This window comes from Serinibacter salmoneus, assembly GCF_002563925.1.
In the GTDB taxonomy this organism is placed as follows: Bacteria; Actinomycetota; Actinomycetes; order Actinomycetales; family Beutenbergiaceae; genus Serinibacter; species Serinibacter salmoneus.
In genome coordinates this window covers 1,441,568-1,465,377 of sequence record NZ_PDJD01000001.1, presented here as the reverse complement: position 1 = coordinate 1,465,377, position 23,810 = coordinate 1,441,568, and the positions used below count along the sequence as shown (strand labels likewise).

The following is a 23,810-nucleotide window of genomic DNA, read 5'->3' as shown; positions in this document are numbered from 1 at the left end:
ATGTCCAACGCGCCGGACGAGACGATCCAGGAGGTGTCCGCCACCGCGTCGCTCGACCCGGGCACGCCCGCGCGGGTCCTGCTGATCGATGGGCACTCGATGGCCTTCCGCGCCTATTTCGCGCTACCGGTGGAGAACTTCGCCACCACCTCGGGCCAGGCGACGAACGCCGTGTACGGGTTCACCTCGATGCTCATCAACCTGATCCGGGATGAGGACCCGACCCACGTTCTCGTGGCCTTCGACAAGTCGGCCCCGACGCACCGCACGCAGGCCTACCCGGAGTACAAGGGGACGCGCGCGGCCACGCCTGAGGAGTTCCGAGGACAGGTCCCGTTGATCCAGCAGGTACTGGACGCGCTGCGTATCCCGCACGTGGGGATCGAGGGTGTGGAGGCGGACGACATCCTGGCCACGCTCGCGACCGTGGCGCAGGCGGAGGGTGCGCAGGTGCTGATCTGCTCCGGCGATCGCGACACGCTGCAGCTCGTGACCGATCAGGTCACGGTGCTCTACCCCCGCAAGGGCGTCTCGGACCTGGTGCGGATGACGCCGGTGGCGGTCGAGGAGAAGTACGGCGTGCCGCCGCAGCGCTACCCCGACCTGGCTGCCCTCGTGGGCGAGACCAGCGACAACCTCCCCGGCGTCCCCGGGGTGGGACCCAAGACCGCCGCGAAGTGGATCGGTGCGCACGGCGGACTCGACGGCGTCATCGCGGCCGCCGGGGAGATCCGCGGCAAGGCGGGGGAGAACCTGCGCGAGCACCTGTCCCAGGTGATGCTGAATCGCCAGCTGAACGCTCTCCTGCGCGACGTCGAGGTGCCGCTCACGTTCGCTGACCTGGCCCGCGTGCCGATCGACCGCGAGGGGGTCCACGAGGTCTTCGATGCGCTGCAGTTCACCGTGCTGCGGGACCGACTGCTGAAGATGATCCCGCAGGAGGAGGACGACCAGGTCTCTGCCGGTGCCCTCGGGATGACCACGACGGTCCTCGAGCCCGGCGGCCTGGCTGCGTGGCTGCAGGCTCGGGGTGGGCGCATGCTCGCGCTCGCGGTGGACGGCGCGGGCGCCCGGGGCGCGTGGGACGCCTGGCGGGTGGCACTCGCGGACGGCGAGGAGGTCATCACCCTGGACCTCACCGCGCTGGAGGAGGCCGACGAGCAGGCGCTGGCCGGTTGGCTCGTCGACACGGACCGCCCGGTGCTGGTGCACGACGGCAAGCCGGCGGCCCACGCACTGGCCGCACGCGGCATGCCGGTCCACGGGGTCCGGGGCGACACGTTGCTGGCCGCCTACCTGTGTCACCCCGACCAGCGCTCCTACGACCTGTCCGACCTGGTGCTGCGCTACCTCAAGCGAGAACTCCCTTCGGCGCAGGGGGAGCAGGCGCAGGGCGCTCTCGACCTGGGATTGGCGGGAGAGTCGGACGCCGCAGCGGATCTTGCTGCCCGTGCCGTGGCGATCGGTGAGCTCGCCCCCGTGGTGGACACCGACGTTCGCGCCCGCGGCGCCGAGGATCTCCTGCACCGGGTGGAACTCCCGGTGCAGGAGATCCTGGTGGACATGGAGGCGGCCGGTATCGCGGTCGACGGCGACCATCTGGACGGCCTGGCCGCGCAGTTCGACGCCGCGGTCGGGCAGGCGGCGCAGGCCGCGTACGACGCGATCGGGCACGAGGTGAATCTCGGCTCGCCCAAGCAGCTCCAACAGGTGCTGTTCGAGGAACTGGACATGCCCAAGACCCGGCGCACGAAGACCGGGTACACCACGGATGCCGATGCGCTCGCCGAGCTGTTCGCGAAGACCCAGCACCCGTTCCTGGAGTCGCTGCTGGCGCACCGTGAGTCGATCCGTCTGCGCCAGACCGTGGACGGGCTGCGCAAGACCGTCGCCGCCGACGGACGCATCCACACCACCTTCCAGCAGACGGTGGCGGCGACCGGCAGGTTGTCCTCCACGGACCCGAACCTGCAGAACATCCCGATCCGCACCGAGGAGGGGTATCGGATCCGCGAGGCCTTCGTGGTGGGTGCGGGCTACGAGTGCCTGCTCACGGCGGACTACTCCCAGATCGAGATGCGGATCATGGCGCACCTGTCCGGGGACCAGGGCCTGATCCACGCGTTCAACGAGGGTGAGGACCTGCACCGGTTCGTCGGCTCGCGGGTGTTCGGGGTGGACCAGGCAGACGTGACCTCCGCGATGCGCGCCAAGATCAAGGCCATGTCCTACGGGCTGGCGTACGGACTGTCGGCGTTCGGTCTGTCCAAGCAGCTCGGGATCGATGTGGGGGAGGCCCGCGGGCTGATGGAGGACTACTTCGACCGGTTCGGTGGTGTGCGGGACTACCTCACCGGTGTGGTGGAGCAGGCGCGTCGTGACGGCTACACCGAGACGATCCTGGGGCGTCGGCGCTATCTGCCAGATCTGGTCAGCGACAACCGGCAGCGCCGCGACATGGCGGAGCGGATGGCGCTGAACGCGCCGATCCAGGGTTCCGCCGCGGACATCGTCAAGGTCGCGATGATCCGCGTGGCCGATCGAGCGCGCAGGGAGGGTCTCGCCTCGCGCCTGCTGCTCCAGGTGCACGACGAGCTCGTGGTCGAGGTGGCGCCCGGCGAACTCGAGGCCGTCACGAGCCTCCTGCGCGAGGAGATGGCGGGCGCCGCGGATCTCAGCGTGCCGCTGGACGTCTCCGTCGGCTCCGGGCGCACGTGGCGCGAGGCGGGGCACTAGCAACCGCCCGGATGCTCGGTGCCGGGTGGAGGCGGCGTCAGCCGTCCACGAGCCGGCGAGCGCTGAGGATCAGCGTGCCGGGCAATGTCCGACCACGCAGTTCGCTCCACCCGCCCCAGGTGCGCCGGCCCGGCTGCCATCGCGGTTCCCGCAGGTCCACGACGGCGAAGCCCGCCGCGACCAGAAGCGCCACGTGCTGCTCCAGGGTGCGGTGATACTCGCTGTACAGGGCCTCGCCGTCCTCGGCGCGCTCCCGGTAGGGCCGGTCGTCGTAGTAGGAGCGTCGTGCCGTGAGGCCCTCGGGGCCAGGATCGTCCGGGAACGCCCATCGCACCGGGTGCGTGGTGGAGAAGACCCACCGGCCCCCCGGCCGCAGCACCCGTGCCACCTCCCGGTGGACCGCACCGAGGTCGGCGACGAAGGGGATCACCCCGTAACTGGTGAACACCACGTCGACGGTGTTCGCAGCGAACGGGAGGTGGCGGGCGTCCGCCTGCACGAGCGGGATGTCGACCTCGCCCTCCTTCGCCCTGCCTCGCGCGGCGCGTCCCGCCGCGAGCATCGGATGCGAGATATCGGAGGCGATGACCTCGGCACCATGATCGGCCAGCCATGCGCTGCACGGCGCGCTCCCGGCCCCGATCTCCAGGATGCGCCGGCCACGCACGTCCCCCAGGAGCCGCGCATCGGCCTCACGCAACCCCTCCGGCCCCCAGGTGAAGTCCGCCACGCCGAGGTCGGTCGCGTGGTCGGCGAGGTACTCCGTGGCGTTCGCGTCCCACCAGCGGCGGGCGGTGAGTGCGTCGTCCACCGTGCCCTCGGTGCTGCCGGGTGGTTCCTCGTAGCCGGCCCACGCGAGTGCGGGGAGCGTCGGGTCGTCCGGGGCCTCGCCCACGGGATCGGATGAGTTCACCTGGTCTTTACCTCGCATCTAGGTCCTTTGACCGCGTGCGAACGGAGCGCTGCGGATAATGTGAAACCGTACGCCGCCGACGGCTGCGCGCGCGGCCAGCCGCGCGCACAGCCCGGCGATCGGAATCGGCAAGGAGAACACATGCGAGTCGGACTTCTCACCGGCGGCGGGGACGTCCCCGGGCTGAACGCGGCGATCCGGGCCGTCGTCAAGCGGGGGGTCGGAGAGTACGGGCACCACATCGTGGGCTTCCGCAACGGTTGGAAGGGCGTGGTCGACGGCGACGTCGTGCCCCTGGACCGTACTCACATCCGCAATGTGCTCCCGGTGGGCGGCACCCTGCTCGGCACGGCGCGATTCCACCCGCACGCGGCGGACGGCGGCCTCGACGCGGTGCTCACCACGATCGAGAACGAGCACATCGACGCGTTGATCTGCATCGGTGGGGACGGCACCCTGCACGCCGCCAGCAAGATCGCCGAGGCCGGGGTGAAGATCGTTGCCATCCCCAAGACGATCGACAACGACGTGTGGGGCACGGACAGTTCGATCGGCTTCGACACGGCCGTGACGATCGCGACGGATGCGATCGACAGGCTGCACACCACCGCCGAGTCCCACAACCGCGTGATGATCGTGGAGGTCATGGGGCGTTCCGCGGGGTGGATCGCCGCGACCGCCGGTATCGCGGGTGGAGCGGAGCTGGTCCTGGCACCCGAACAGCCCTTCGACATCGAGCGTGTGGTGCGCTTCCTGAAGCACCGCCACCGCTCGCACGCCTCCTTCTCGATCATGGTGGTCGCCGAGGGCGCCGTCCCGGCGGAGGGGAGCGCGATGGACTACGAGATGCAGCTCGGCCAGTTCGGGCAGATCGTGGCGGGCGGCATCAGTGAGCGGCTCAAGGTCGAGATCGAGGAGCGCACCGGATTCGACACCCGGGTCGCCGTCCTCGGTCACATCCAGCGCGGCGGCACGCCCACGGCGCAGGACCGGATCCTCGGCTCGAGGTTCGGTGTGGCCGCGATCGACGCCGTCACGCGGGGGGAGACCGCCGTCATGACCGCGGTGCGTGGGGAGAACGTCGAACTCGTGCCCCTGTCGGAGATCGCCGGCAAGGTCAAGCACGTGCCCACCGACATGCTCGAGGTGGCACGCGCGCTCGCCTGATCGCGTCGCCTGCGTCGGGGCGCACCGGAGTTGCCGAACGGTCGCGCACCGGCGTAAGGTATCCGGCGGTGCTGTGTGGGCTGTGCCCGCGCACCGGTGGAGTGTTGTCACGCGGTCACGCGGACGGCGGTATCAGCGGCTGGCGCGCGCGGAGCGATGCACGGTACTTCGGGACCCGAACCCGGGTGCCGAGACATTGTCCGCTCTATCCCTGTCCGCAACGGAGTCTCTCCTACATGACCATCTCCACCCCCGCCCCGACGGTTCCCCAGGTCGCCATCAACGACATCGGAACGTCGGAGGACTTCCTCGCCGCCGTCGACGCCACCATCAAGTACTTCAACGACGGCGACATCGTCGAAGGCACCATCGTCAAGGTCGACCGTGACGAAGTGCTCCTCGACATCGGGTACAAGACGGAGGGGGTCATCCTCTCCCGCGAGCTCTCCATCAAGCACGATGTCGACCCCGAGGACGTCGTGTCCGTCGGTGAGGTCGTCGAGGCGCTCGTCCTCCAGAAGGAGGACAAGGAAGGCCGCCTCCTGCTCTCCAAGAAGCGCGCCCAGTACGAGCGCGCCTGGGGCACCATCGAGAAGGTCAAGGAGGAGGACGGCGTCGTCACCGGCACCGTCATCGAGGTCGTCAAGGGCGGCCTGATCCTGGACATCGGCCTGCGTGGCTTCCTCCCGGCGTCGCTGGTGGAGATGCGCCGCGTCCGCGATCTGCAGCCGTACGTCGGCCGCGAGATCGAGGCCAAGATCATCGAGCTGGACAAGAACCGCAACAACGTGGTGCTCTCCCGCCGCGCGTGGCTCGAGCAGACCCAGTCCGAGGTCCGCTCCACCTTCCTCAACACGCTCGCCAAGGGCCAGGTGCGCCCCGGTGTGGTCTCCTCGATCGTCAACTTCGGTGCGTTCGTGGACCTGGGTGGCGTGGACGGTCTGGTGCACGTCTCCGAGCTGTCCTGGAAGCACATCGACCACCCGAGCGAGGTCGTCGAGGTCGGCCAGGAGGTCATGGTCGAGGTGCTGGACGTCGAGCTGGACCGCGAGCGCGTCTCGCTGTCGCTCAAGGCGACCCAGGAGGACCCGTGGCAGCAGTTCGCCCGCACCCACGCCATCGGGCAGGTCGTGCCGGGTAAGGTCACCAAGCTCGTCCCGTTCGGTGCGTTCGTGCGCGTCGAGGACGGCATCGAGGGCCTCGTGCACATCTCCGAGCTGGCCGTGCGCCACGTCGAGGTGCCCGAGCAGGTCGCGAAGGTCGGCGAGGAGGTCTTCGTCAAGGTCATCGACATCGACCTGGAGCGTCGCCGCATCTCGCTGTCGCTGAAGCAGGCCAACGAGGGTGTGGACCCGGCCTCGGACGACTTCGACCCCAGCCTGTACGGCATGGCGGCCGAGTACGACGAGCAGGGCAACTACAAGTACCCCGAGGGCTTCGACCCGGAGACCAACGAGTGGCTCGAGGGCTTCGACGCCGAGCGCGAGGCCTGGGAGGCGCAGTACGCCGAGGCGCAGGCTCGCTGGGAGGCCCACAAGGCGCAGGTCGCCGCGGCACTGGCCGCGGACTCCGAGCCGGAGGGCGAGGCCCCCGAGGCCGCCGTGGAGAGCTCCTCCTCGAGCTACACCTCCACCCCGGCTGCCGGCAGCGGCACCCTGGCCTCCGATGAGGCCCTGGCCGCGCTCCGCGAGAAGCTCACCGGCAACTGATCCTGATCGCATGATCAGCGACTGATCCGGTCGCACGGCGCCCGTCACCTTCGGTGGCGGGCGCCGTCGCATGTCCGGGTGGGAGACTGTCCCCATGACACGAACCGTTCTGGTCACCGGGTTCGAGCCGTTCGGCGGCGATGCGACGAACTCCTCCTGGGAGGTGGCACGTGAGGTGGCCCGGACCTGGGAGGGTCCGGGCGTGCTGGTCCCGGAGCGGCTCCCGGTGACGTTCGCCGGCGCACCCCTCGCGCTGCGTGAGGCGATCACCCGGGTTCGCCCCGCCGTCGTGCTCTGCCTCGGTCTCGCGGCGGGCACCGACCGGGTGCGCCTGGAGCGGGTGGCGATCAACCTCGCCGATGCGCGCATCCCCGACAACGACGGCGCGCAGCCGGTGGACGAACCGGTCGATCCCGCGGGGCCTGCGGCCCGGTTCACCACGCTCCCCGTCAAGGCGACCCTGGCGCGGGCCGCGGAGCGGGGCCTGCCGCTGACCTCCTCGCTCAGCGCCGGGAGCTATGTGTGCAACGCCGTCATGTACCACGCCCTCGGCCTGCTGCCCGGCGCCCCGGTCGGGTTCGCGCATGTGCCCGAGCTGCGCGCCGAGGAGGACGTGGCGGACTTCGCCGCGTGCGTCCGGGAGGCGCTGGCCACCGCGCTGGAGCTCGGCACCGCGGATTCGCGCCTGATCGGCGGGGCGATCGCCTGAGCAACCCCTAGCCTGGAGCCATGCTGCTCGTGGGCCTGACCGGGGGGATCGCCTCGGGGAAATCGACCGCCGCCTCTCACCTCGCCGCGCTGGGGGCGGTGGTCGTGGATGCCGACCGACTCTCCCGCGAGGTCCTCGAACCCGGGACCCCGGGCCTCGCGGCCGTGGTGCGCGAATTCGGCCCCGCGGTGCTCCAGGAGTCCGGGGCCCTGGACCGCGCGGCGCTGGCCCGCCTCGTGTTCTCCGACGACGACGCCCGGTCGGCGCTCGAGGGCATCGTCCATCCCGCCGTGGCCAGGGCGTTCGAGGCGCGGGTCGCGGCGGCACCCCAGGATGCGATCGTGGTGCACGACGTGCCGCTGCTGGTCGAGAACGGCCTGGCCCCGCGCTACCACCTCGTCCTGGTGACGCACGCCCCCGAGGCCGAGAGGGTGCGGCGGGCGGTCTCGGAACGCGGGATGGACTCGGAGGCGGTCGAGCGGCGGATCGCCGCCCAGGCGAGCGACCAGGAGCGGGCGGCGGTGGCCGACGTGTTCCTGGACACGAGCGCGGGGCCGGCGCACACCCGGGCCGCGCTGGAGCGGCTCTGGAGCGAACGCCTGGTGCCGTACGAGGCGAACGTTCGCGAGCGGCGCGCGGTGGAGGGCGACTCCGGCCGCCTCGATCCCGCGGCGGCGGCACGCCTCGCGGCACGGATCCGGCACCTCGGGGGTGACCTGGTGGCGGGGATCGACCACCCGGCACCCCCCGGGGAGGACGACACGGACGGCACGGACGGCACGGACGGTGTCGACCTCGTCGTGCGGGTGGTCGTGGGGGTGTCCAGCGCGCGGCGGGCGGGCGGGCCTCATCCGGTGTCCACGGTGCGGGACCGCCTGCACGAGGGCGGTTTCCCGCGGCTGCCCGCCGGGGTCGATGGCGAGGGCGGTCACCTGCATGGCAGCGCGGACCCGGGCCGAGAAGCCCGGATCCGCGTCGGCACCGCCTGATCGCCTCAGCGCAGCGTGGCCGCCAGCGTGATCGGCACCGCCGAGAGCGCGGCCGAGACCGGGCAGCCGGTCTTGGCGGCCTCGGCGACGGCGAGGAAGTCCTCCTCGGAGATCCCGGGCACCTCGGCCTCGACCGTCAGGGCGATGCCGGTGATGCCCTCACCGGCCACGAAGTCGACCGCGGCGGAGGTCTCCACCCGGGTGGGCGGGGTGCCCTTCCCGGCGAGCTCGTGGGAGAGCGCCATCGCGTAGCAGGACGCGTGCGCCGTGGCGATGAGCTCCTCCGGGGTCGTCTGGCCGCCCATCTCGCCGGTGCGCGACTTCCAGGAGACGTCCACGGGGCCGAAGGCGCCGCTGGCGGGTTCGGTGCGGCCGGAGCCGGAGGCGAGGTCGCCGAGCCAGACCGTGCTCGCGCTGGAGGTGGTGGGGGTGGGCATGGCAGTCCCTTCGTCGACGGGTGGTGGCGTGCGCCACCTCGTCACCATCCTGCCCCCGTGGGTGTGGTCGGTGTCGAGTGGTGTCAGGATGTCGGAGGGCCCACGTACCGTTGTCGCATGCGACCCGTATCCGATCTGCAGCGCACCGTCGCCCCGTTCGAGGTGGTCTCGGAGTACACGCCCTCAGGCGACCAGCCCACGGCGATCGCGGAGTTGACCGAGCGGCTGAACGCGGGGGAGAAGGACATCGTGCTGCTCGGCGCCACCGGCACCGGGAAGTCCGCGACCACCGCGTGGCTCATCGAACAGGTCCAACGCCCCACCCTGGTGATGGCGCCGAACAAGACCCTTGCCGCGCAGCTGGCCACGGAGTTCCGGGAGCTGCTGCCGAACAATGCGGTGGAGTACTTCGTCTCCTACTACGACTACTACCAGCCCGAGGCGTACGTGCCCTCCTCGGACACCTACATCGAGAAGGACTCCTCGATCAACGAGGAGGTGGAACGGTTGCGGCACTCCGCCACGAACTCGCTGCTCACCCGGCGCGACGTGGTGGTGGTCGCCTCCGTGTCCTGCATCTACGGCCTGGGCACGCCCCAGGAGTACGTGGACCGGATGGTGCGGCTGCGGGTGGGGGACGTGGTGGATCGCGACGCGCTGCTGCGGCAGTTCGTCACCATGCAGTACGCCCGCAACGACGCCTCCTTCCAGCGCGGCACCTTCCGGGTACGGGGGGACACGGTGGAGATCATCCCCGTGTACGAGGAGCTGGCGATCCGGATCGAGTTCTTCGGGGACGACATCGAGGCGATCGCCACCCTGCACCCGTTGACGGGTGACGTGGTGCGGCAGGAGGAGGAGATCCACATCTTCCCGGCCACGCACTACGTCGCCGGCCCCGAGCGCATGGAGCGCGCGATCGGCACCATCGAGGCGGAGCTCGAGGAACGCCTCGCCGAACTCGAGGGCGGTGGCCGGTTGCTGGAGGCGCAGCGGCTGCGGATGCGCACCACGTACGACATCGAGATGATGCGGCAGATCGGCACGTGCTCCGGCATCGAGAACTACTCCCGCCACATCGACGGCCGCGTGCCGGGGTCCGCACCCAACACCCTGCTGGACTTCTTCCCGGAGGACTTCCTGCTCATCATCGACGAGTCGCACCAGACCGTGCCGCAGATCGGCGCGATGTTCGAGGGCGACTCCTCCCGCAAGCGCACCCTCGTGGACCACGGGTTCCGCCTCCCGAGCGCCATGGACAACCGGCCGCTGCGCTGGGAGGAGTTCCTGGAGCGGATCGGGCAGACCGTGTTCTTGTCCGCGACCCCCGGCGACTACGAACTGGGGCAGTCCGACGGCGTGGTGGAGCAGGTCATCCGGCCCACCGGGCTGGTGGATCCGCAGGTGGTGATCAAGCCCCCGAAGGGGCAGATCGACGACCTGCTCGGGGAGATCCGCCAGCGCACCGAGCGCGACGAGCGCGTGCTGGTGACCACCCTGACGAAGAAGATGGCCGAGGACCTCTCGGACTACCTGCTCGAGCGGGGGGTGAAGGTCGCCTACCTGCACTCGGAGGTGGACACCCTCAGGCGCATCGAACTGCTGCGCGACCTGCGGATGGGCGTGTACGACGTGCTGGTGGGAATCAACCTGCTGCGCGAGGGCCTCGACCTACCCGAGGTCTCCCTGGTGGCGATCCTGGATGCCGACAAGGAGGGGTTCCTGCGTTCGGAGACCTCCCTCATCCAGACGATCGGTCGCGCGGCGCGCAACGTCTCGGGCCAGGTGCACATGTACGCCGACACCATCACGCCGTCCATGCGGCGCGCGCTGGAAGAGACCGACCGGCGCCGGGAGAAGCAGCTCGCCTACAACGCCGAGCACGGGATCGACCCGACCCCGCTGCGCAAGCGGATCACCGACATCACCGATCAGCTCGCGCGCGAGGACGTCGACACCAAGGAACTGCTCGCGGGTGGCTACCGCAAGGGCGGGGCGGCGCCGAAGCCCACGGGCTCCTCGGCTCGTGAGCGCCTGGCCGGTGCCGCGGCATCGGACCTCGCGGAGCTCATCCAGGAACTCTCCGACCAGATGCACACCGCAGCCGCCGAGCTCAAGTTCGAGGTCGCGGCGCGGCTGCGCGACGAGATCTCCGACCTGAAGAAGGAGTTGCGCCAGATGGTGGCCGCCACGAGTTGAGGGCGGGCGCGCCCTCATCGCGTATGCTCTGACGACGAAGGGGAGTACTCCCGAGCAGCAGCATCGTCACCACGGCGCCCAACGGCGGGTTCCCGGTGCTGCTGGGCCGCACGCGGCCGGAGAAGACCTTCGGTTCCCAGTCGTCGGTACCGAAGGGTGTACCCATGGATGTTCCTGTCTGGTTGTGGGCGGTCACAGTGGCCGGCATCGTCGCGATGCTGGCCGTCGACCTGTTCGGCCACGTCCGTAAGCCGCACGCACCGACCCTGCGCGAGGCGGCGATCTGGTCGGCGGCCTACGTCGCGATCGCGCTGCTGTTCGGGGTCGCCATCCTCGTGATGTTCCCGAGCCCCTACGGCGCTGAGTACTTCGCGGGCTACATCACCGAGAAGAGCCTCTCCCTGGACAACCTCTTCGTGTTCGTCCTGATCATGGGCGCGTTCTCGGTGCCGCGCGAGAACCAGCAGAAGGTGCTGTTCGTCGGCATCATCCTGGCACTCGTGCTGCGCACGATCTTCATCTTCATCGGTGCGGAGATCGTCAACAACTTCGCCTGGGTGTTCTACATCTTCGGTGCGTTCCTGATCTGGACGGCGATCGCGCAGCTGCGTCACACCGAGGAGACTGACGAGAAGCGCGAGAACTTCCTCGTGCGCTGGGTGCGCCGGATCTTCCCGGTGACGGATTCCTACCACGGCGACCGGATCTGGGTGAAGCACGACGGCCGCTGGCACATCACGCCGATGCTGCTGGTGATGGTGGCGATCGGCAGCGCCGACATCCTGTTCGCGATCGACTCGATCCCCGCGATCTTCGGCCTCACCCAGGAGGTCTTCCTGATCTTTGCCGCCAACGCCTTCTCCCTGCTGGGGCTGCGGCAGCTCTTCTTCCTGGTGGACGGCCTGCTGGACCGCCTCGTGTACCTGAACTACGGCCTGGCGGCGATCCTCGCGTTCATCGGGGTCAAGCTCGTGCTGCACGCGTTGCATGAGAACGAGCTCCCGTTCATCAACGGCGGTGAGCACGTCAGCGTGCCCGAGGTGTCCATCGCCTTCTCGCTGATCTTCATCGTCGGGGTGCTGACGATCACCACCGTCGCGAGCCTGGCCAAGTCCCGGCGGGATGCCGCGCTCACATCCGCCGCGGCCGACGACGACGGCGCGCGGGACTGATCGGGGTGCTGGGCACGCACGAGCTGCCGCTCTGGTTCGAGGTCGCCTCACTGGTGGTACTCGCGGCCATCCTCGTGATCGACCTGGTGGTCGTCGGGCGGCGTCCGCACGTGCCCAGCTTCGCCGAGAGCGCGCGCTGGGTCGCCTTCTACGTCGGCCTCGCGCTCGTGTTCGCCCTCCTTGTCCTCACGGTGGGCGGCAGCGCGCCGGCGGGGGAGTTCCTGGCCGGGTGGCTCACGGAGTACTCCCTCTCGCTGGACAACCTGTTCGTGTTCGCCCTCATCATGGGCTCCTTCGCGGTGCCGCACCTGCAGCAGCAGCGCACCCTGATGATCGGCATCCTCATCGCCCTGGTGCTGCGGGCGGGCCTGATCCTCGTGGGTGCCGCGATCATCGAGCGCTTCAGCTGGGTGTTCTACCTCTTCGGGGTGGTGCTGCTGGTCACCGCCGTGAAGATGGTCGGCGGGCAGAACGAGGAGGAGTACTCCGAGAACGTCCTGGTGCGGGTGGTGCGGCGCGTGATGCCCGTCGCCCCGGACTACGACGGTGCGCGCCTGACCACCCGCATCGACGGCCGGCGCATGGTCACGCCGATGCTCCTGGTCATCCTCGCGCTCGGCACCACCGACCTGCTGTTCGCGCTGGACTCGATCCCGGCGATCTTCGGGCTCACCAGTGACCCGTTCATCGTCTTCAGCGCCAACATCTTCGCGCTCATGGGCCTGCGCCAGCTGTACTTCATGCTGGATGGGCTCATGGAGCGCCTCGCCTACCTCAGCTACGGCCTCGCGGCGGTGCTCGCCTTCATCGGGGTGAAGCTCATCCTGGAGGCCCTGCACGGCAACACGGTGCCGTTCATCAACGGTGGTCAGGGGGTGCCGTGGGCGCCGGAGATCCCCACCTGGCTCTCGCTGGCGGTCATCATCGGCTTCCTGGCCATCGCCGCCGTCGCGAGCCTGCTCTGGCCGCCGCGCGTCCAGGACACCCAGGACACCCAGGACGCCGAGGACGCCTCCCGCTGACCGTCCCGCCCCGCGGGTCCCTCAGATCCGGTCGGCGAACGGGCCGATCACCGGCTTCCACCCGCGGACCCCGACCTCGGCCACCACACCCTCGGTCAGGAACGGGTCCTCGGCGAGTAACGCCGTCGCCGCCTCGGCATCGGGCGCCACGAGGAGCAGCATCGCGCCCGGAGTCTCGACCAGCGGCCCGGAGGCCAGCAGGCTCCCGGCGTCCAGGAGGGTGCGCAGGAAGTCGCGGTGCCGCGGGCGCACCTCGTCGCGCAGCCGCTCGGCCTGTGCGCCCACCTGGTAGCGGTACTCGACGATCTGAACGGCCACGGTGTCCTCCGGTGGTTGCGCGACGGGCCGGTCCCGGCCGCGCGATCAGCCTAGCGAGCACGATCTGGATTCCGCTCTGCTCGAACATCTGTGCGAGATGGGGGTGGGCGCGATTAGCATGGCGGCGTGAGTCTCATCGTCTCGGGTGCCCGCGAGCACAACCTGCGCAACGTCTCGATCGACCTGCCGCGTGACAGCCTGGTCGTGTTCACCGGGCTGTCGGGATCCGGCAAGTCCTCCCTGGCCTTCGACACCATCTTCGCCGAGGGCCAGCGTCGGTACGTGGAGTCCCTGTCCGCCTACGCCCGGCAGTTCCTGGGGCAGATGGACAAGCCGGACGTCGACTTCATCGAGGGACTCTCCCCGGCCGTGTCGATCGACCAGAAGTCCACGAACCGCAACCCGCGCTCGACGGTGGGCACGATCACCGAGGTGTATGACTACCTGCGGCTGCTGTTCGCCCGCGCCGGGACCCAGCACTGCCCGGTCTGTCAGGAGCGTGTCACCTCCCAGACCCCGCAGCAGATCGTCGACCGCCTGCTCGAGCTGGAGGAGGGCACCAGGTTCCAGGTGCTCGCACCCGTGGTGCGGGGCCGCAAGGGTGAGTACGAGGACCTCTTCCGCGACCTGCGGCAGCAGGGGTTCGCGCGCGCCCGGGTGGACGGCGAGGTGGTGCCGCTCGCGGAGCCGCCGGCGCTGGAGAAGAAGCTCAAGCACACCATCGACGTGGTCGTGGACCGCCTCGTGGTCCGCGCCAGCGCGAAGCAGCGCATCACCGACTCCGTCGAGACCGCACTGCGTCTGGCCGAGGGCCTGGTGCTCGTGGACCTCGTGGACCTGGAGCCCGAGGACCCGCAGCGCGAGCGGCGCTTCTCCGAGAAGCGCGCCTGCCCCAACGACCACCCGCTCGCGCTGGACGAGATCGAGCCGCGCACGTTCTCCTTCAACGCCCCCTACGGTGCCTGCCCCGAGTGCACCGGCATCGGCACGCGACTGGAGGTGGACCCCGACCTCGTGGTGCCCGACGACGAGCTGAGCCTGGCCGAGGGGGCGATCGCGCCCTGGACCCAGGGCAGTGCCGAGTACTTCCAACGGCAGATGACCGCCCTGGCGGAGCAACTGGGGTTCGCCATGGACGTCCCGTGGCGCGCCCTGCCCGCCCGCGCGAAGAAGGCCCTGCTGCACGGTGAGGACCACGAGGTGAAGGTCCGTTACACCAACCGGTGGGGTCGGCAGCGTCAGTACTCCTCCGGCTTCGAGGGGGTGCTTTCCTTCGTCAAGCGCCGTCACGCCGAGACCGAGTCGGACTACTCGCGCGAACGGTACGAGGGCTACATGCGTGAGGTGCCCTGCCCGGTGTGCCAGGGCGCCCGCCTCAAGCCCGAGGTGCTCGCCGTGCGGGTCTCCGGCTACTCCATCGCGCAGTTGTGCGACCTGTCCATCGACGGCGCCAAGGAGGTGCTGGAGCGCCTCGAGCTCGGGCCCCGCGAGCAGGTCGTGGCCGGCGCCGTGCTCAAGGAGATCCAGGCTCGGCTCTCCTTCCTGCTCGACGTGGGCCTGGACTACCTCACCCTCTCGCGTCCGAGCGCCACCCTCTCGGGTGGCGAGGCGCAGCGCATCCGCCTCGCCACCCAGATCGGTTCCGGACTGGTGGGCGTGCTCTACGTGCTGGACGAGCCCAGCATCGGGCTGCACCAGCGGGACAACCGCCGCCTCATCGACACCTTGACCCGGCTGCGCGACCTCGGGAACACCCTCATCGTCGTCGAACACGACGAGGACACCATCCGCGCCGCGGACTGGGTGGTGGACATCGGCCCGGGCGCCGGCGAACACGGCGGCCGGATCGTGCACTCGGGGGACTACGCGGGGCTGCTGAGCGCGAAGGAGTCCGTGACCGGGGCCTACCTCGCCGGCCGCCGCTCGATCCCCGTGCCCGCCACGCGCCGCGCCCCGACCCCCGGGCGCGAGGTCACCGTGGTGGGTGCCCGCGAGAACAACCTGCACGACGTCACGGTCACCTTCCCGCTCGGCGTGCTCACCGCCGTCACGGGGGTCTCCGGATCCGGGAAGTCGACGCTGGTGAACTCGATCCTGTACACCGTGCTCGCGAACGAACTGAACAAGGCGCGACGCGTCCCCGGTAGGCACAAGCGGGTGACCGGCCTGGACAACCTCGACAAGGTGGTCCACGTGGACCAGGGGCCGATCGGCCGCACGCCGCGCTCCAACCCCGCCACCTACACCGGCGTCTGGGACCACGTGCGCAAGCTCTTCGCGCAGACCCAGGAGGCGCAGGTGCGCGGCTACGGGCCGGGGCGGTTCTCCTTCAACGTCAAGGGCGGACGCTGCGAGGCGTGCAGCGGCGATGGCACCCTGAAGATCGAGATGAACTTCCTGCCGGACGTCTACGTGCCCTGCGAGGTGTGCGAGGGGGCGCGGTACAACCGGGAGACCCTCGAGGTGCGCTACAAGGGCAAGACGGTCGCCGAGGTGCTGGACATGCCGATCTCCGAGGCGGCGGACTTCTTCGCCGCCGTCCCGGCGATCGCGCGGCACCTGACCACTCTGGTGAACGTGGGCCTGGGGTACGTGCGGCTGGGGCAGAGCGCGACGACCCTCTCGGGCGGCGAGGCGCAGCGCGTGAAGCTCGCCAGCGAGTTGCAGCGGCGCAGCACCGGTCGCACGGTCTACGTGCTGGACGAGCCGACCACGGGTCTGCACTTCGAGGACATCCGTCGCCTGCTCGAGGTGCTGCAGGGCCTGGTGGACAAGGGCAACTCCGTGCTGGTGATCGAGCACAACCTGGACGTGATCCGCAACGCCGACTGGGTGATCGACATGGGACCGGAGGGCGGCTCCGGCGGCGGGCGCGTGGTGGCGCAGGGCACACCGGAGGACGTGGCCCGCGTCCCGGAGAGCTATACCGGTTCCTTCCTGCAGGATCTCCTGGAGGCACCCGAGCGCGAGCGCGTCGGGGCGTGAGCGACCCCGCCTCCTACCGTCCGGCCCCCGGGGAGATCCCCGACTCCCCGGGGGTGTACCGCTTCAGCGACCCCACCGGCCGCGTCATCTACGTCGGCAAGGCCAAGAGCCTGCGCGCGCGTCTGGCCAACTACTTCGCGCCGCTGCACACCCTGCATCCGCGCACGGCGCGGATGGTGACCACCGCGAGTCAGGTGCAGTGGACCGTGGTGGGCACCGAGGTGGAGGCACTGAGCCTGGAGTACTCCTGGATCAAGGAGTTCGACCCGCGCTTCAACGTCAAGTACCGTGACGACAAGTCCTACCCCTACCTCGCCGTCACGATGGCCGAGGAGATCCCCCGGGTGCAGGTGATGCGCGGGGCGAAGCGCGCCGGCACCCGCTACTTCGGGCCCTACTCCCATGCCTGGGCGATCCGCGAGACCGTGGACCTGCTGCTGCGGGTGTTCCCGATCCGCAGTTGCAGCGCGGGGGTCTACCGGCGCGCCGCGGCCAGCGGGCGCCCGTGCCTGCTGGGCTACATCGAGAAGTGCTCGGCGCCGTGCGTGGGTCGGATCTCACCGGCCGAGCACCGTGACCTGGCGGAGGACTTCTGCCGGTTCATGGCGGGGGAGACCGCGACGTTCGTGCGGCGCGTCGAGCGGCAGATGCGGGAGGCGTCCGACGAGCTCGACTTCGAGCGTGCGGCGCGCCTGCGCGATGACCTGGCGGCGCTGCGCCGCGTGGTGGAGAAGAATGCTGTGGTCCTGCCGGATGGGACCGACGCGGACGTGTTCGCCCTGGCCAGCGACGAGCTGGAGATCTCCGTCCAGGTCTTCCACGTCCGCGGCGGCCGGATCCGCGGGCAGCGGGGCTGGGTGTCCGAACGCGTGGAGGACCTCGACGAGAGCGAGCTCACCGAGCGTCTCCTGCAGCAGGTCTACGCCGAGCGTGGCGTGGAGGTGCCCCGGGAGGTCCTGGTCCCGGTGCTCCCCGCGGACGCCCCCGAACTGACCGAACTGCTCAGCAACACGCGCGGCTCCCGGGTGGAGATCCGGGTGCCCCAGCGCGGGGACAAGCGCGCCCTGATGGACACCGTCCGCAGCAATGCCGACGGCGCCCTGGCCCTGCACAAGACACGCCGCGCCGGCGACCTCACGGCTCGGTCGCTGGCGCTCGCGCAGCTGCAGGAGGAGTTGGACCTGCCGGCCTCGCCGCTGCGGATCGAGTGCTACGACATCTCCACCACGGGCGGTACGCACCAGGTCGGGTCCATGGTGGTCTTCGAGGACGGACTGCCCAAGAAGTCCGACTACCGCCAGTTCGTGGTGCGGGGTGAGTCCGGCGAGGGTGCCAGGGACGATACCGAGGCGATGCACGAGGTCCTCACGCGCCGCTTGCGGCGCCTGGCCCAGGAGCGGGAGGCCTCGGCCACCTCCACCGAGGTGGATGCCGACGGCGTGCCGCTGGGGCGGGTGGACCCCGACACGGGCAGGCCGCGCCGCTTCGCCTACCCGCCCAACCTCATCGTGGTCGACGGCGGAGCCCCCCAGGTGGCGGCCGCCGCCCGGGCCGTGTCCGAGGCGGGTGTGGTGGATGTGGCGCTGATCGGTCTGGCCAAGCGCCTGGAGGAGGTGTGGCTACCGGGGGAGGAGTTCCCCCTGGTCCTGCCCCGCACCTCCGAGGGCCTCTACCTGCTGCAGCGGATCCGGGACGAGGCCCACCGCTTCGCCATCACCGCGCACCGCAAGCGGCGCGGCGCGGCGATGACCCGGTCCGTGCTCGACGACATCCCGGGCCTCGGCCCGGCGCGGCAGAAGGCCCTGCTGAAGCAGTTCGGTTCCGTCAAGGGCATCCGGGCTGCGAGCGTGGAGGAGATCGCCGCGGTGAAGGGATTCGGCCCGCGGCTCGCGGCCACCCTCAGCGAGGCACTGGCGGCACCTGGCATCCTGGAGCCATGACCGAGAAGCCGCCGCCCGACCCGCCTGCGGGCGAGGCACTGCCCGGTGAGGCAGACCCCGTGACCGTTCCAGATGGCATCCCACTGCTGGAGGCGCGGGCCACGGCGCCACCGCGCGAGCGGAGCGAGGTCCTCATCGTCTCCGGGATGTCCGGCGCCGGGCGCACCCGCACGGCGGCCGTGCTGCAGGACCTGGACTGGTACGTGGTGGACAATCTTCCACCGCGGCTCCTGGCGCCGATGGTGGGGATGATGTCCCCGAGCGGTGGCGTGCGGCGTCTCGCGGCGGTGGTGGACGTGCGCGGGAAGGAGTTCTTCGCCGAGCTCTCCGCCGTGCTGGAGGCATTCCGTGCGCAGGGGATCGAATACCGCATCGTGTACCTGGACGCCGACGACGCCACCCTGGTGCGTCGCTACGAGCAGGTGCGCCGCCCGCACCCGCTGCAGGGTGAGGGCACGATCATCGATGGGATCGCGGCCGAGCGCGACCTCACCCAGGACCTGCGTCGTCGGGCGGACACCTACCTGGACACCTCCACCCTGACCGTGCACGAACTGGCCGGCAGGGTGCGCGAGATCGTGGCGGGGGAGGACTCCCACCCGTTGGCGATCACGGTGCAGTCCTTCGGCTTCAAGTACGGCATCCCGCTGGACGCAGACCATGTGGTGGACGCACGGTTCCTCGCGAACCCCTACTGGGTGACCGAACTGCGTCATCTCACGGGGAAGGACGCCCCCGTGGCCGAGTACGTGCTCGGTCTGCCGGGCGCCGCCGAGTTCATCGAGGGCTATGCCGCGTTGTTGGACCCGATCCTCGCGGGCTACGTCGCGGAGCAGAAGCACTACCTGACGGTGGCGGTGGGCTGCACCGGCGGCAAGCACCGCTCGGTGGCACTCAGCGAACGCCTGGGAGTGCTGCTGCGGGCCAGGGGTCACCTCGTGCGCAACGTGCACCGCGACCTCGGGAGGGAGTGACGTGCGCGCCCTGGACCCGCTGCGGATCGAGCCCAGTCGGATCGTGGCGCTCGGGGGCGGGCACGGGCTCGCGGCCTCGCTGCTCGCCCTGCGGCATCTGACCCCTGACCTCACCGCCGTGGTCACGGTGGCGGACGACGGTGGCTCCTCGGGGCGGCTGCGCCACGAGATGGGGATCCTGCCACCGGGCGACCTGCGCATGGCGTTGGCTGCGTTGTGCGACGACACCCCCCAGGGTCGGGCGTGGCACGACCTGCTCCAGCACCGGTTCGCCACCGACGGTCCGTTGGACGGGCACGCACTGGGCAACCTCATGCTCGCGGGTGCCTGGGCCGAGCGTGGAGACGTGGTGGAGGGACTCACCCGTCTCGCGCTGCTCATGGGGGTGCGCGGACGGGTCCTGCCGATGGCCGAGGAGCCGCTGGTCATCGAGGCGGATGTGCACCGCGAGGGCTATCCCGACCGCGTGGTTCGGGGCCAGTCCCGTGTTGCGGTCACCACCGGCCGGGTCGCCCAGGTGCGGTTGCTACCCGAGGAACCCCGGATGTGCGGTGCGACGCTGGAGGCGATCCGGGCCGCGGACTGGGTGGTCCTGGGACCCGGCTCCTGGTACACCTCCGTGCTGCCGCACCTCCAGGTGGCGCCCCTGCGCGAGGCGATCCACACCGCATCCCACCTCGCGCTCACCCTGAACCTGCAGCAGCAGGAGGGGGAGACCGACGGCTTCACCGCCGCCGACCACGTGCGCGTGCTGGCCGAGGTGGACCCGGACCTGCGCCCCGACGTCGTGCTCGCGGACCCCGCCTGGGTGGACGATGTGAGCGACCTCGAGGACGTGACCCGCTCGCTGGGGGCACGCCTGCTGCTGCGCCAGGTGCGGGCCGATGACGGGACCGCGCGGCACGATCCGCTGCGGCTCGCCGCCGCCTACCGCGATGCGTTCACGGCGACGTGGGGTGACGTCACGGATCGTTGAGGCAATCTCGATCGGAGTGGGACGCGGAGGCGGTTCGGTGGCAGGATGGCGACCATGTCTCTGACCGCAGCCGCCAAGGACGAGCTGGCCAGAGTTCGCATCGATCGGACCTCGAGCCGAAAGGCCGAGGTGTCCGCGACGCTGCGTTTTGCCGGGGGTCTTCACATCATCTCCGGGCGCATCGTGATCGAGGCCGAGCTCGACAACGCCGCCGCAGCACGCCGTCTCCGGGTCGCTATCGCCGAGGTGTACGGCCACTCCAGCGAGATCATCGTGGTCTCCGGTGGAGGCCTTCGCAAGGGCAACCGGTACGTGGTCCGGGTGGTGCGCGAGGGGGAGGCGCTCGCCAGGCAGACGGGCCTGTTGGATCAGCGCGGTCGCCCGGTCCGAGGGTTGCCGCCCCAGGTGGTCTCCGCCAGTGTCGGCGACACCGTGGCGGCGTGGCGTGGTGCCTTCCTCGCCCACGGCTCGCTCACGGAACCAGGTCGTTCCTGTGCCCTCGAGGTGACCTGCCCCGGGCCCGAGGCCGCACTCGCCCTGGTGGGCGCCGCGCGGCGCCTCGGCATCACGGCCAAGGCGCGTGAGGTGCGCGGGGTGGACCGGGTGGTGGTCCGCGACGGTGACGCGATCGCGGCGCTGCTGACCCGGATGGGCGCCCACGACGCGGTGCTGGTCTGGGAGGAGCGGCGCACCCGCCGGGAGGTCCGTGGTACTGCGAACCGGCTGGCGAACTTTGACGATGCGAACCTGCGTCGTTCCGCACGCGCCGCCGTGGCGGCCTCGGCCCGGGTGCAGCGTGCCTTCGAGATCCTGGGGGAGGAGGTGCCGGAGCACCTCGTGGAGGCCGGCCGCCTGCGGCTGGAGCACCGCCAGGCCTCCCTGGAGGAACTGGGCCAGTACTCCGATCCGCCGCTGACAAAGGACGCCGTGGCCGGCAGGATCCGGCGGCTGCTGGCGACGGCGGACAAGCGCGCCGCGGAACTCGGGATCCCCGACACCGAGAGCATCCTCACGCCGGAGATGCTTGACCTGTAGCAGACACCGGGTCTGGTGCCTCATGGTCCGGCCCGCCCGGTTACGCCACGGGCTGAGCGGGCATTTGGTCCCCCCGGCGAATCCGGTGGTGCGTAGTAGGGTCGTTCATGGAGAAACGGGGACGACCCCCTCCGCGTGTCCTGACCGGGCACGCCACCGGACGAGAGCGTGTGACACACGCATGGAGGACTCATCGTGACCATCCGCGTCGGGATCAACGGCTTCGGCCGCATCGGCCGCAACTTCTACCGGGCGATTCTCTCCTCGGGAGCTGACATCGAGGTCGTCGGAGTCAACGACCTCACGGACAACAAGACCCTCGCTCACCTGCTGAAGTACGACACCGTCCTGGGTGTCCTGCCCCAGTCGGTCGAGTTCGACGACGAGAACATCGTCGTGGACGGCAAGGCCATCCGCGCTCTGGCCGAGCGCGACCCCGCCAACCTCCCTTGGGGTGAGCTGGGCGCCGACATCGTGATCGAGTCCACGGGCTTCTTCACGGACGCTACCAAGGCCAAGGCGCACATCGACGCCGGCGCCAAGAAGGTCATCATCTCCGCTCCGGCGAAGAACGAGGACGCCACGTTCGTGGTCGGCGTGAACCACACCGACTACGACCCGGCCACGCAGCACGTGATCTCCAACGCGTCCTGCACCACGAACTGCCTCGCCCCGATGGCCAAGGCCCTCAACGACGCCATCGGCATCGAGAAGGGTCTGATGACGACCATCCACGCCTACACGGGTGACCAGAACATCCAGGACGGCCCGCACAAGGACCTGCGCCGCGCCCGCGCTGCCGCGCAGAACATCGTGCCGACCACCACCGGTGCCGCCAAGGCCGTGGCCCTGGTGCTCCCCGAGCTCAAGGGCAAGCTGGACGGGTTCGCGCTGCGCGTCCCGACCATCACCGGTTCCGCCACCGACCTCACCTTCGAGGCCGGCCGCGACGTCACCGTCGAGGAGGTCAACGCCGCGGTCAAGGCCGCCGCGGAGGGCGCCATGGCCGGGACCCTGGAGTACACCGAGGACCCGATCGTCTCCTCGGACATCGTCACCAACCCGCACCAGAGCATCTTCGACGCCGGGCTGACGAAGGTCTCCAACGGCAACCTCGTCAAGGTCGTCTCCTGGTACGACAACGAGTGGGGCTACTCCTCGAGCCTGGTGAAGCTGACGGAGTTCGTCGGCGGCAAGCTCTGACCTCTCGCTCGACCACGATGCCCGCGCTCGTACCCCTCCGGGTGCGGTCGCGGGCATCGTCCGTCCCACCCCATTCCTTCGACCTTCCGCCCTCGGGCGAACTGGAGAGACGCTGTGAAGACGCTCGCTGACCTCGGCGACCTGCGCGGCAAGACCGTGCTCGTACGCTCCGACTTCAATGTGCCGCTGGACGGCACCACCATCACTGACGACGGCCGCATCCGCGCCGCACTGCCCACGCTGACCGCGCTGCTGGACGCCGGCGCAAAGGTCGTCGTGACCGCGCACCTGGGCCGCCCGAAGGGCACCCCGGACGCGAAGTACTCCCTGGCCCCGGTGGCCGCCCGCCTGGGTGAACTCCTCGGCAAGGACGTGACGCTCGCGGGCGACCTCGTCGGCGACTCGGCTGACGCCGCCGTGGCCGGTCTCGGCGAGGGCGAGGTCGCCCTGCTGGAGAATGTGCGTTTCGATGCGCGCGAGACCTCCAAGGACGCCGACGAGCGCGCCGCACTGGCCGCCGAGCTCGTGGCCCTCGGCGACGGCGTGGATGCCTTCGTCTCGGACGGCTTCGGTGTGGTGCACCGCAAGCAGGCCAGTGTCTACGACGTCGCGCTCGCACTGCCGCACGCGGCGGGTCTGCTCGTGCAGACCGAGGTGGACGCGCTCGGCAAGGCGATCTCCGACCCGGAGCGGCCCTACGCGGTCGTGCTCGGTGGTTCGAAGGTCTCCGACAAGCTCGGCGTGATCGACAACCTCATCGAGAAGGCCGACACGCTGCTCATCGGTGGTGGCATGGTCTTCACGTTCCTCGCGGCCAAGGGCTACGAGGTGGGCAAGTCCTTGCTCGAGGCGGACCAGATCGAGACCGTCAAGGGCTACCTGGCTCGCGCCGAGGCCAAGGGTGTGCGCATCGTGCTGCCCACGGACATCGTGGCGGCCGAGGCGTTTGCAGCCGACGCCGCTCACGAGGTCGTCGCCGCGGATGCGATCCCGGCCGAGGCCATCGGCCTGGACATCGGTCCGGCCTCCGCCGAGGCCTTCGCCGAGGCGATCAAGGAGGCCCGCACCATCGTGTGGAACGGCCCGATGGGTGTGTTCGAGATGGCAGCCTTCGCCGCGGGGACGCGGGCGGTGGCGCAGGCCATGATCGATGCGACCGCCGCCGGTTCGTTCTCCATCGTCGGTGGTGGCGACTCCGCGGCCGCCGTCCGCACGCTCGGCTTCGACGAAGCCGGGTTCAGCCACATCTCCACCGGGGGCGGCGCCTCCCTGGAGCTGCTCGAGGGCAAGACCCTGCCCGGACTCGCCGTACTGGAGGACTGAGAG

The 23,810-nt window shown here is 70.2% G+C and carries 18 protein-coding genes; 15 read left to right on the top strand and 3 right to left on the bottom strand.

Annotated elements, in window-relative coordinates:
- On the top strand, nucleotides 1-2,736 hold the full coding sequence (gene polA / locus ATL40_RS06445; RefSeq protein WP_098468817.1) for a DNA polymerase I: 2,736 nt from the start codon (nucleotides 1-3) through the stop codon (nucleotides 2,734-2,736).
- A 37-nt stretch (nucleotides 2,737-2,773) separates the two neighbouring features.
- Here the strand turns inward: polA and ATL40_RS06440 are convergent, their stop codons facing one another.
- Nucleotides 2,774-3,649: a class I SAM-dependent methyltransferase gene (locus ATL40_RS06440; RefSeq protein ID WP_342747604.1), complete on the bottom strand. Its 876-nt coding sequence runs from the start codon at nucleotides 3,647-3,649 to the stop codon at nucleotides 2,774-2,776.
- 141 nt (nucleotides 3,650-3,790) lie between these two features.
- On the opposite strand from ATL40_RS06440, the gene ATL40_RS06435 reads away from it, so the two are divergent.
- From ATL40_RS06435 to coaE, 4 genes are all read left to right on the top strand, one after another.
- Nucleotides 3,791-4,816 carry a 6-phosphofructokinase gene (locus ATL40_RS06435; RefSeq protein WP_098468815.1) on the top strand — a complete coding sequence of 342 codons (1,026 nt, stop codon included), beginning with the start codon at nucleotides 3,791-3,793 and terminating at the stop codon, nucleotides 4,814-4,816.
- A gap of 236 nt (nucleotides 4,817-5,052) precedes the next feature.
- Entirely contained in the window at nucleotides 5,053-6,525 is a 1,473-nt protein-coding gene (rpsA, locus tag ATL40_RS06430) for a 30S ribosomal protein S1 (RefSeq protein ID WP_098468814.1), read from the top strand.
- A 94-nt stretch (nucleotides 6,526-6,619) separates the two neighbouring features.
- Nucleotides 6,620-7,234: a pyroglutamyl-peptidase I gene (locus ATL40_RS06425; protein WP_098468813.1), complete on the top strand. Its 615-nt coding sequence runs from the start codon at nucleotides 6,620-6,622 to the stop codon at nucleotides 7,232-7,234.
- Nucleotides 7,235-7,254: 20 nt separating this feature from the next.
- Complete coding sequence (coaE, locus tag ATL40_RS06420; protein ID WP_098468812.1) at nucleotides 7,255-8,223, top strand: dephospho-CoA kinase; 969 nt, start codon at nucleotides 7,255-7,257, stop codon at nucleotides 8,221-8,223.
- Between the two features lie 5 nt (nucleotides 8,224-8,228).
- Here coaE and ATL40_RS06415 read toward each other — a convergent pair whose 3' ends face one another.
- The gene (locus tag ATL40_RS06415) at nucleotides 8,229-8,660 is read right to left on the bottom strand and encodes an OsmC family peroxiredoxin (protein ID WP_098468811.1); all 432 of its coding nucleotides are present in this window, start codon (nucleotides 8,658-8,660) and stop codon (nucleotides 8,229-8,231) included.
- 117 nt (nucleotides 8,661-8,777) lie between these two features.
- Between ATL40_RS06415 and uvrB the strand changes: the two genes are divergently transcribed.
- The 3 genes from uvrB to ATL40_RS06400 all read left to right on the top strand — a co-directional run bounded on the left by uvrB (nucleotide 8,778) and on the right by ATL40_RS06400 (nucleotide 13,053).
- Nucleotides 8,778-10,859, top strand: a complete 2,082-nt coding sequence (gene uvrB / locus ATL40_RS06410; RefSeq protein WP_098468810.1) for an excinuclease ABC subunit UvrB — start codon at nucleotides 8,778-8,780, stop codon at nucleotides 10,857-10,859.
- A gap of 164 nt (nucleotides 10,860-11,023) precedes the next feature.
- Complete coding sequence (locus ATL40_RS06405) at nucleotides 11,024-12,031, top strand: TerC family protein (RefSeq protein ID WP_098470336.1); 1,008 nt, start codon at nucleotides 11,024-11,026, stop codon at nucleotides 12,029-12,031.
- A 5-nt stretch (nucleotides 12,032-12,036) separates the two neighbouring features.
- Nucleotides 12,037-13,053 (top strand): TerC family protein, encoded by a 1,017-nt coding sequence (locus tag ATL40_RS06400; protein WP_245866838.1) that lies wholly within the window; start codon nucleotides 12,037-12,039, stop codon nucleotides 13,051-13,053.
- A 21-nt stretch (nucleotides 13,054-13,074) separates the two neighbouring features.
- On the opposite strand, the gene ATL40_RS06395 is transcribed toward ATL40_RS06400, so the two are convergent.
- On the bottom strand, nucleotides 13,075-13,371 hold the full coding sequence (locus ATL40_RS06395) for a YciI family protein (RefSeq protein ID WP_245866834.1): 297 nt from the start codon (nucleotides 13,369-13,371) through the stop codon (nucleotides 13,075-13,077).
- Between the two features lie 126 nt (nucleotides 13,372-13,497).
- Between ATL40_RS06395 and uvrA the strand changes: the two genes are divergently transcribed.
- The 7 genes from uvrA to ATL40_RS06360 all read left to right on the top strand — a co-directional run bounded on the left by uvrA (nucleotide 13,498) and on the right by ATL40_RS06360 (nucleotide 23,807).
- Nucleotides 13,498-16,356 carry an excinuclease ABC subunit UvrA gene (uvrA, locus tag ATL40_RS06390; RefSeq protein WP_245866831.1) on the top strand — a complete coding sequence of 953 codons (2,859 nt, stop codon included), beginning with the start codon at nucleotides 13,498-13,500 and terminating at the stop codon, nucleotides 16,354-16,356.
- On the top strand, nucleotides 16,353-18,296 hold the full coding sequence (gene uvrC / locus ATL40_RS06385; RefSeq protein ID WP_098468809.1) for an excinuclease ABC subunit UvrC: 1,944 nt from the start codon (nucleotides 16,353-16,355) through the stop codon (nucleotides 18,294-18,296). Before uvrA ends, uvrC begins: the two co-directional genes overlap by 4 nt.
- A complete protein-coding gene (rapZ, locus tag ATL40_RS06380) occupies nucleotides 18,293-19,270 on the top strand; it encodes an RNase adapter RapZ (protein WP_098468808.1) in 978 nt (325 codons plus the stop codon). Before uvrC ends, rapZ begins: the two co-directional genes overlap by 4 nt.
- A 1-nt stretch (nucleotide 19,271) precedes the next feature.
- Nucleotides 19,272-20,246 carry a gluconeogenesis factor YvcK family protein gene (locus ATL40_RS06375; RefSeq protein WP_098468807.1) on the top strand — a complete coding sequence of 325 codons (975 nt, stop codon included), beginning with the start codon at nucleotides 19,272-19,274 and terminating at the stop codon, nucleotides 20,244-20,246.
- Nucleotides 20,247-20,300: 54 nt separating this feature from the next.
- The gene (gene whiA / locus ATL40_RS06370; RefSeq protein ID WP_098468806.1) at nucleotides 20,301-21,281 is read left to right on the top strand and encodes a DNA-binding protein WhiA; all 981 of its coding nucleotides are present in this window, start codon (nucleotides 20,301-20,303) and stop codon (nucleotides 21,279-21,281) included.
- A 195-nt stretch (nucleotides 21,282-21,476) separates the two neighbouring features.
- A complete protein-coding gene (gap, locus tag ATL40_RS06365) occupies nucleotides 21,477-22,484 on the top strand; it encodes a type I glyceraldehyde-3-phosphate dehydrogenase (RefSeq protein WP_098468805.1) in 1,008 nt (335 codons plus the stop codon).
- A 114-nt stretch (nucleotides 22,485-22,598) separates the two neighbouring features.
- The gene (locus ATL40_RS06360) at nucleotides 22,599-23,807 is read left to right on the top strand and encodes a phosphoglycerate kinase (protein WP_098468804.1); all 1,209 of its coding nucleotides are present in this window, start codon (nucleotides 22,599-22,601) and stop codon (nucleotides 23,805-23,807) included.
- The last annotated feature ends 3 nt before the right edge of the window (nucleotides 23,808-23,810 follow it).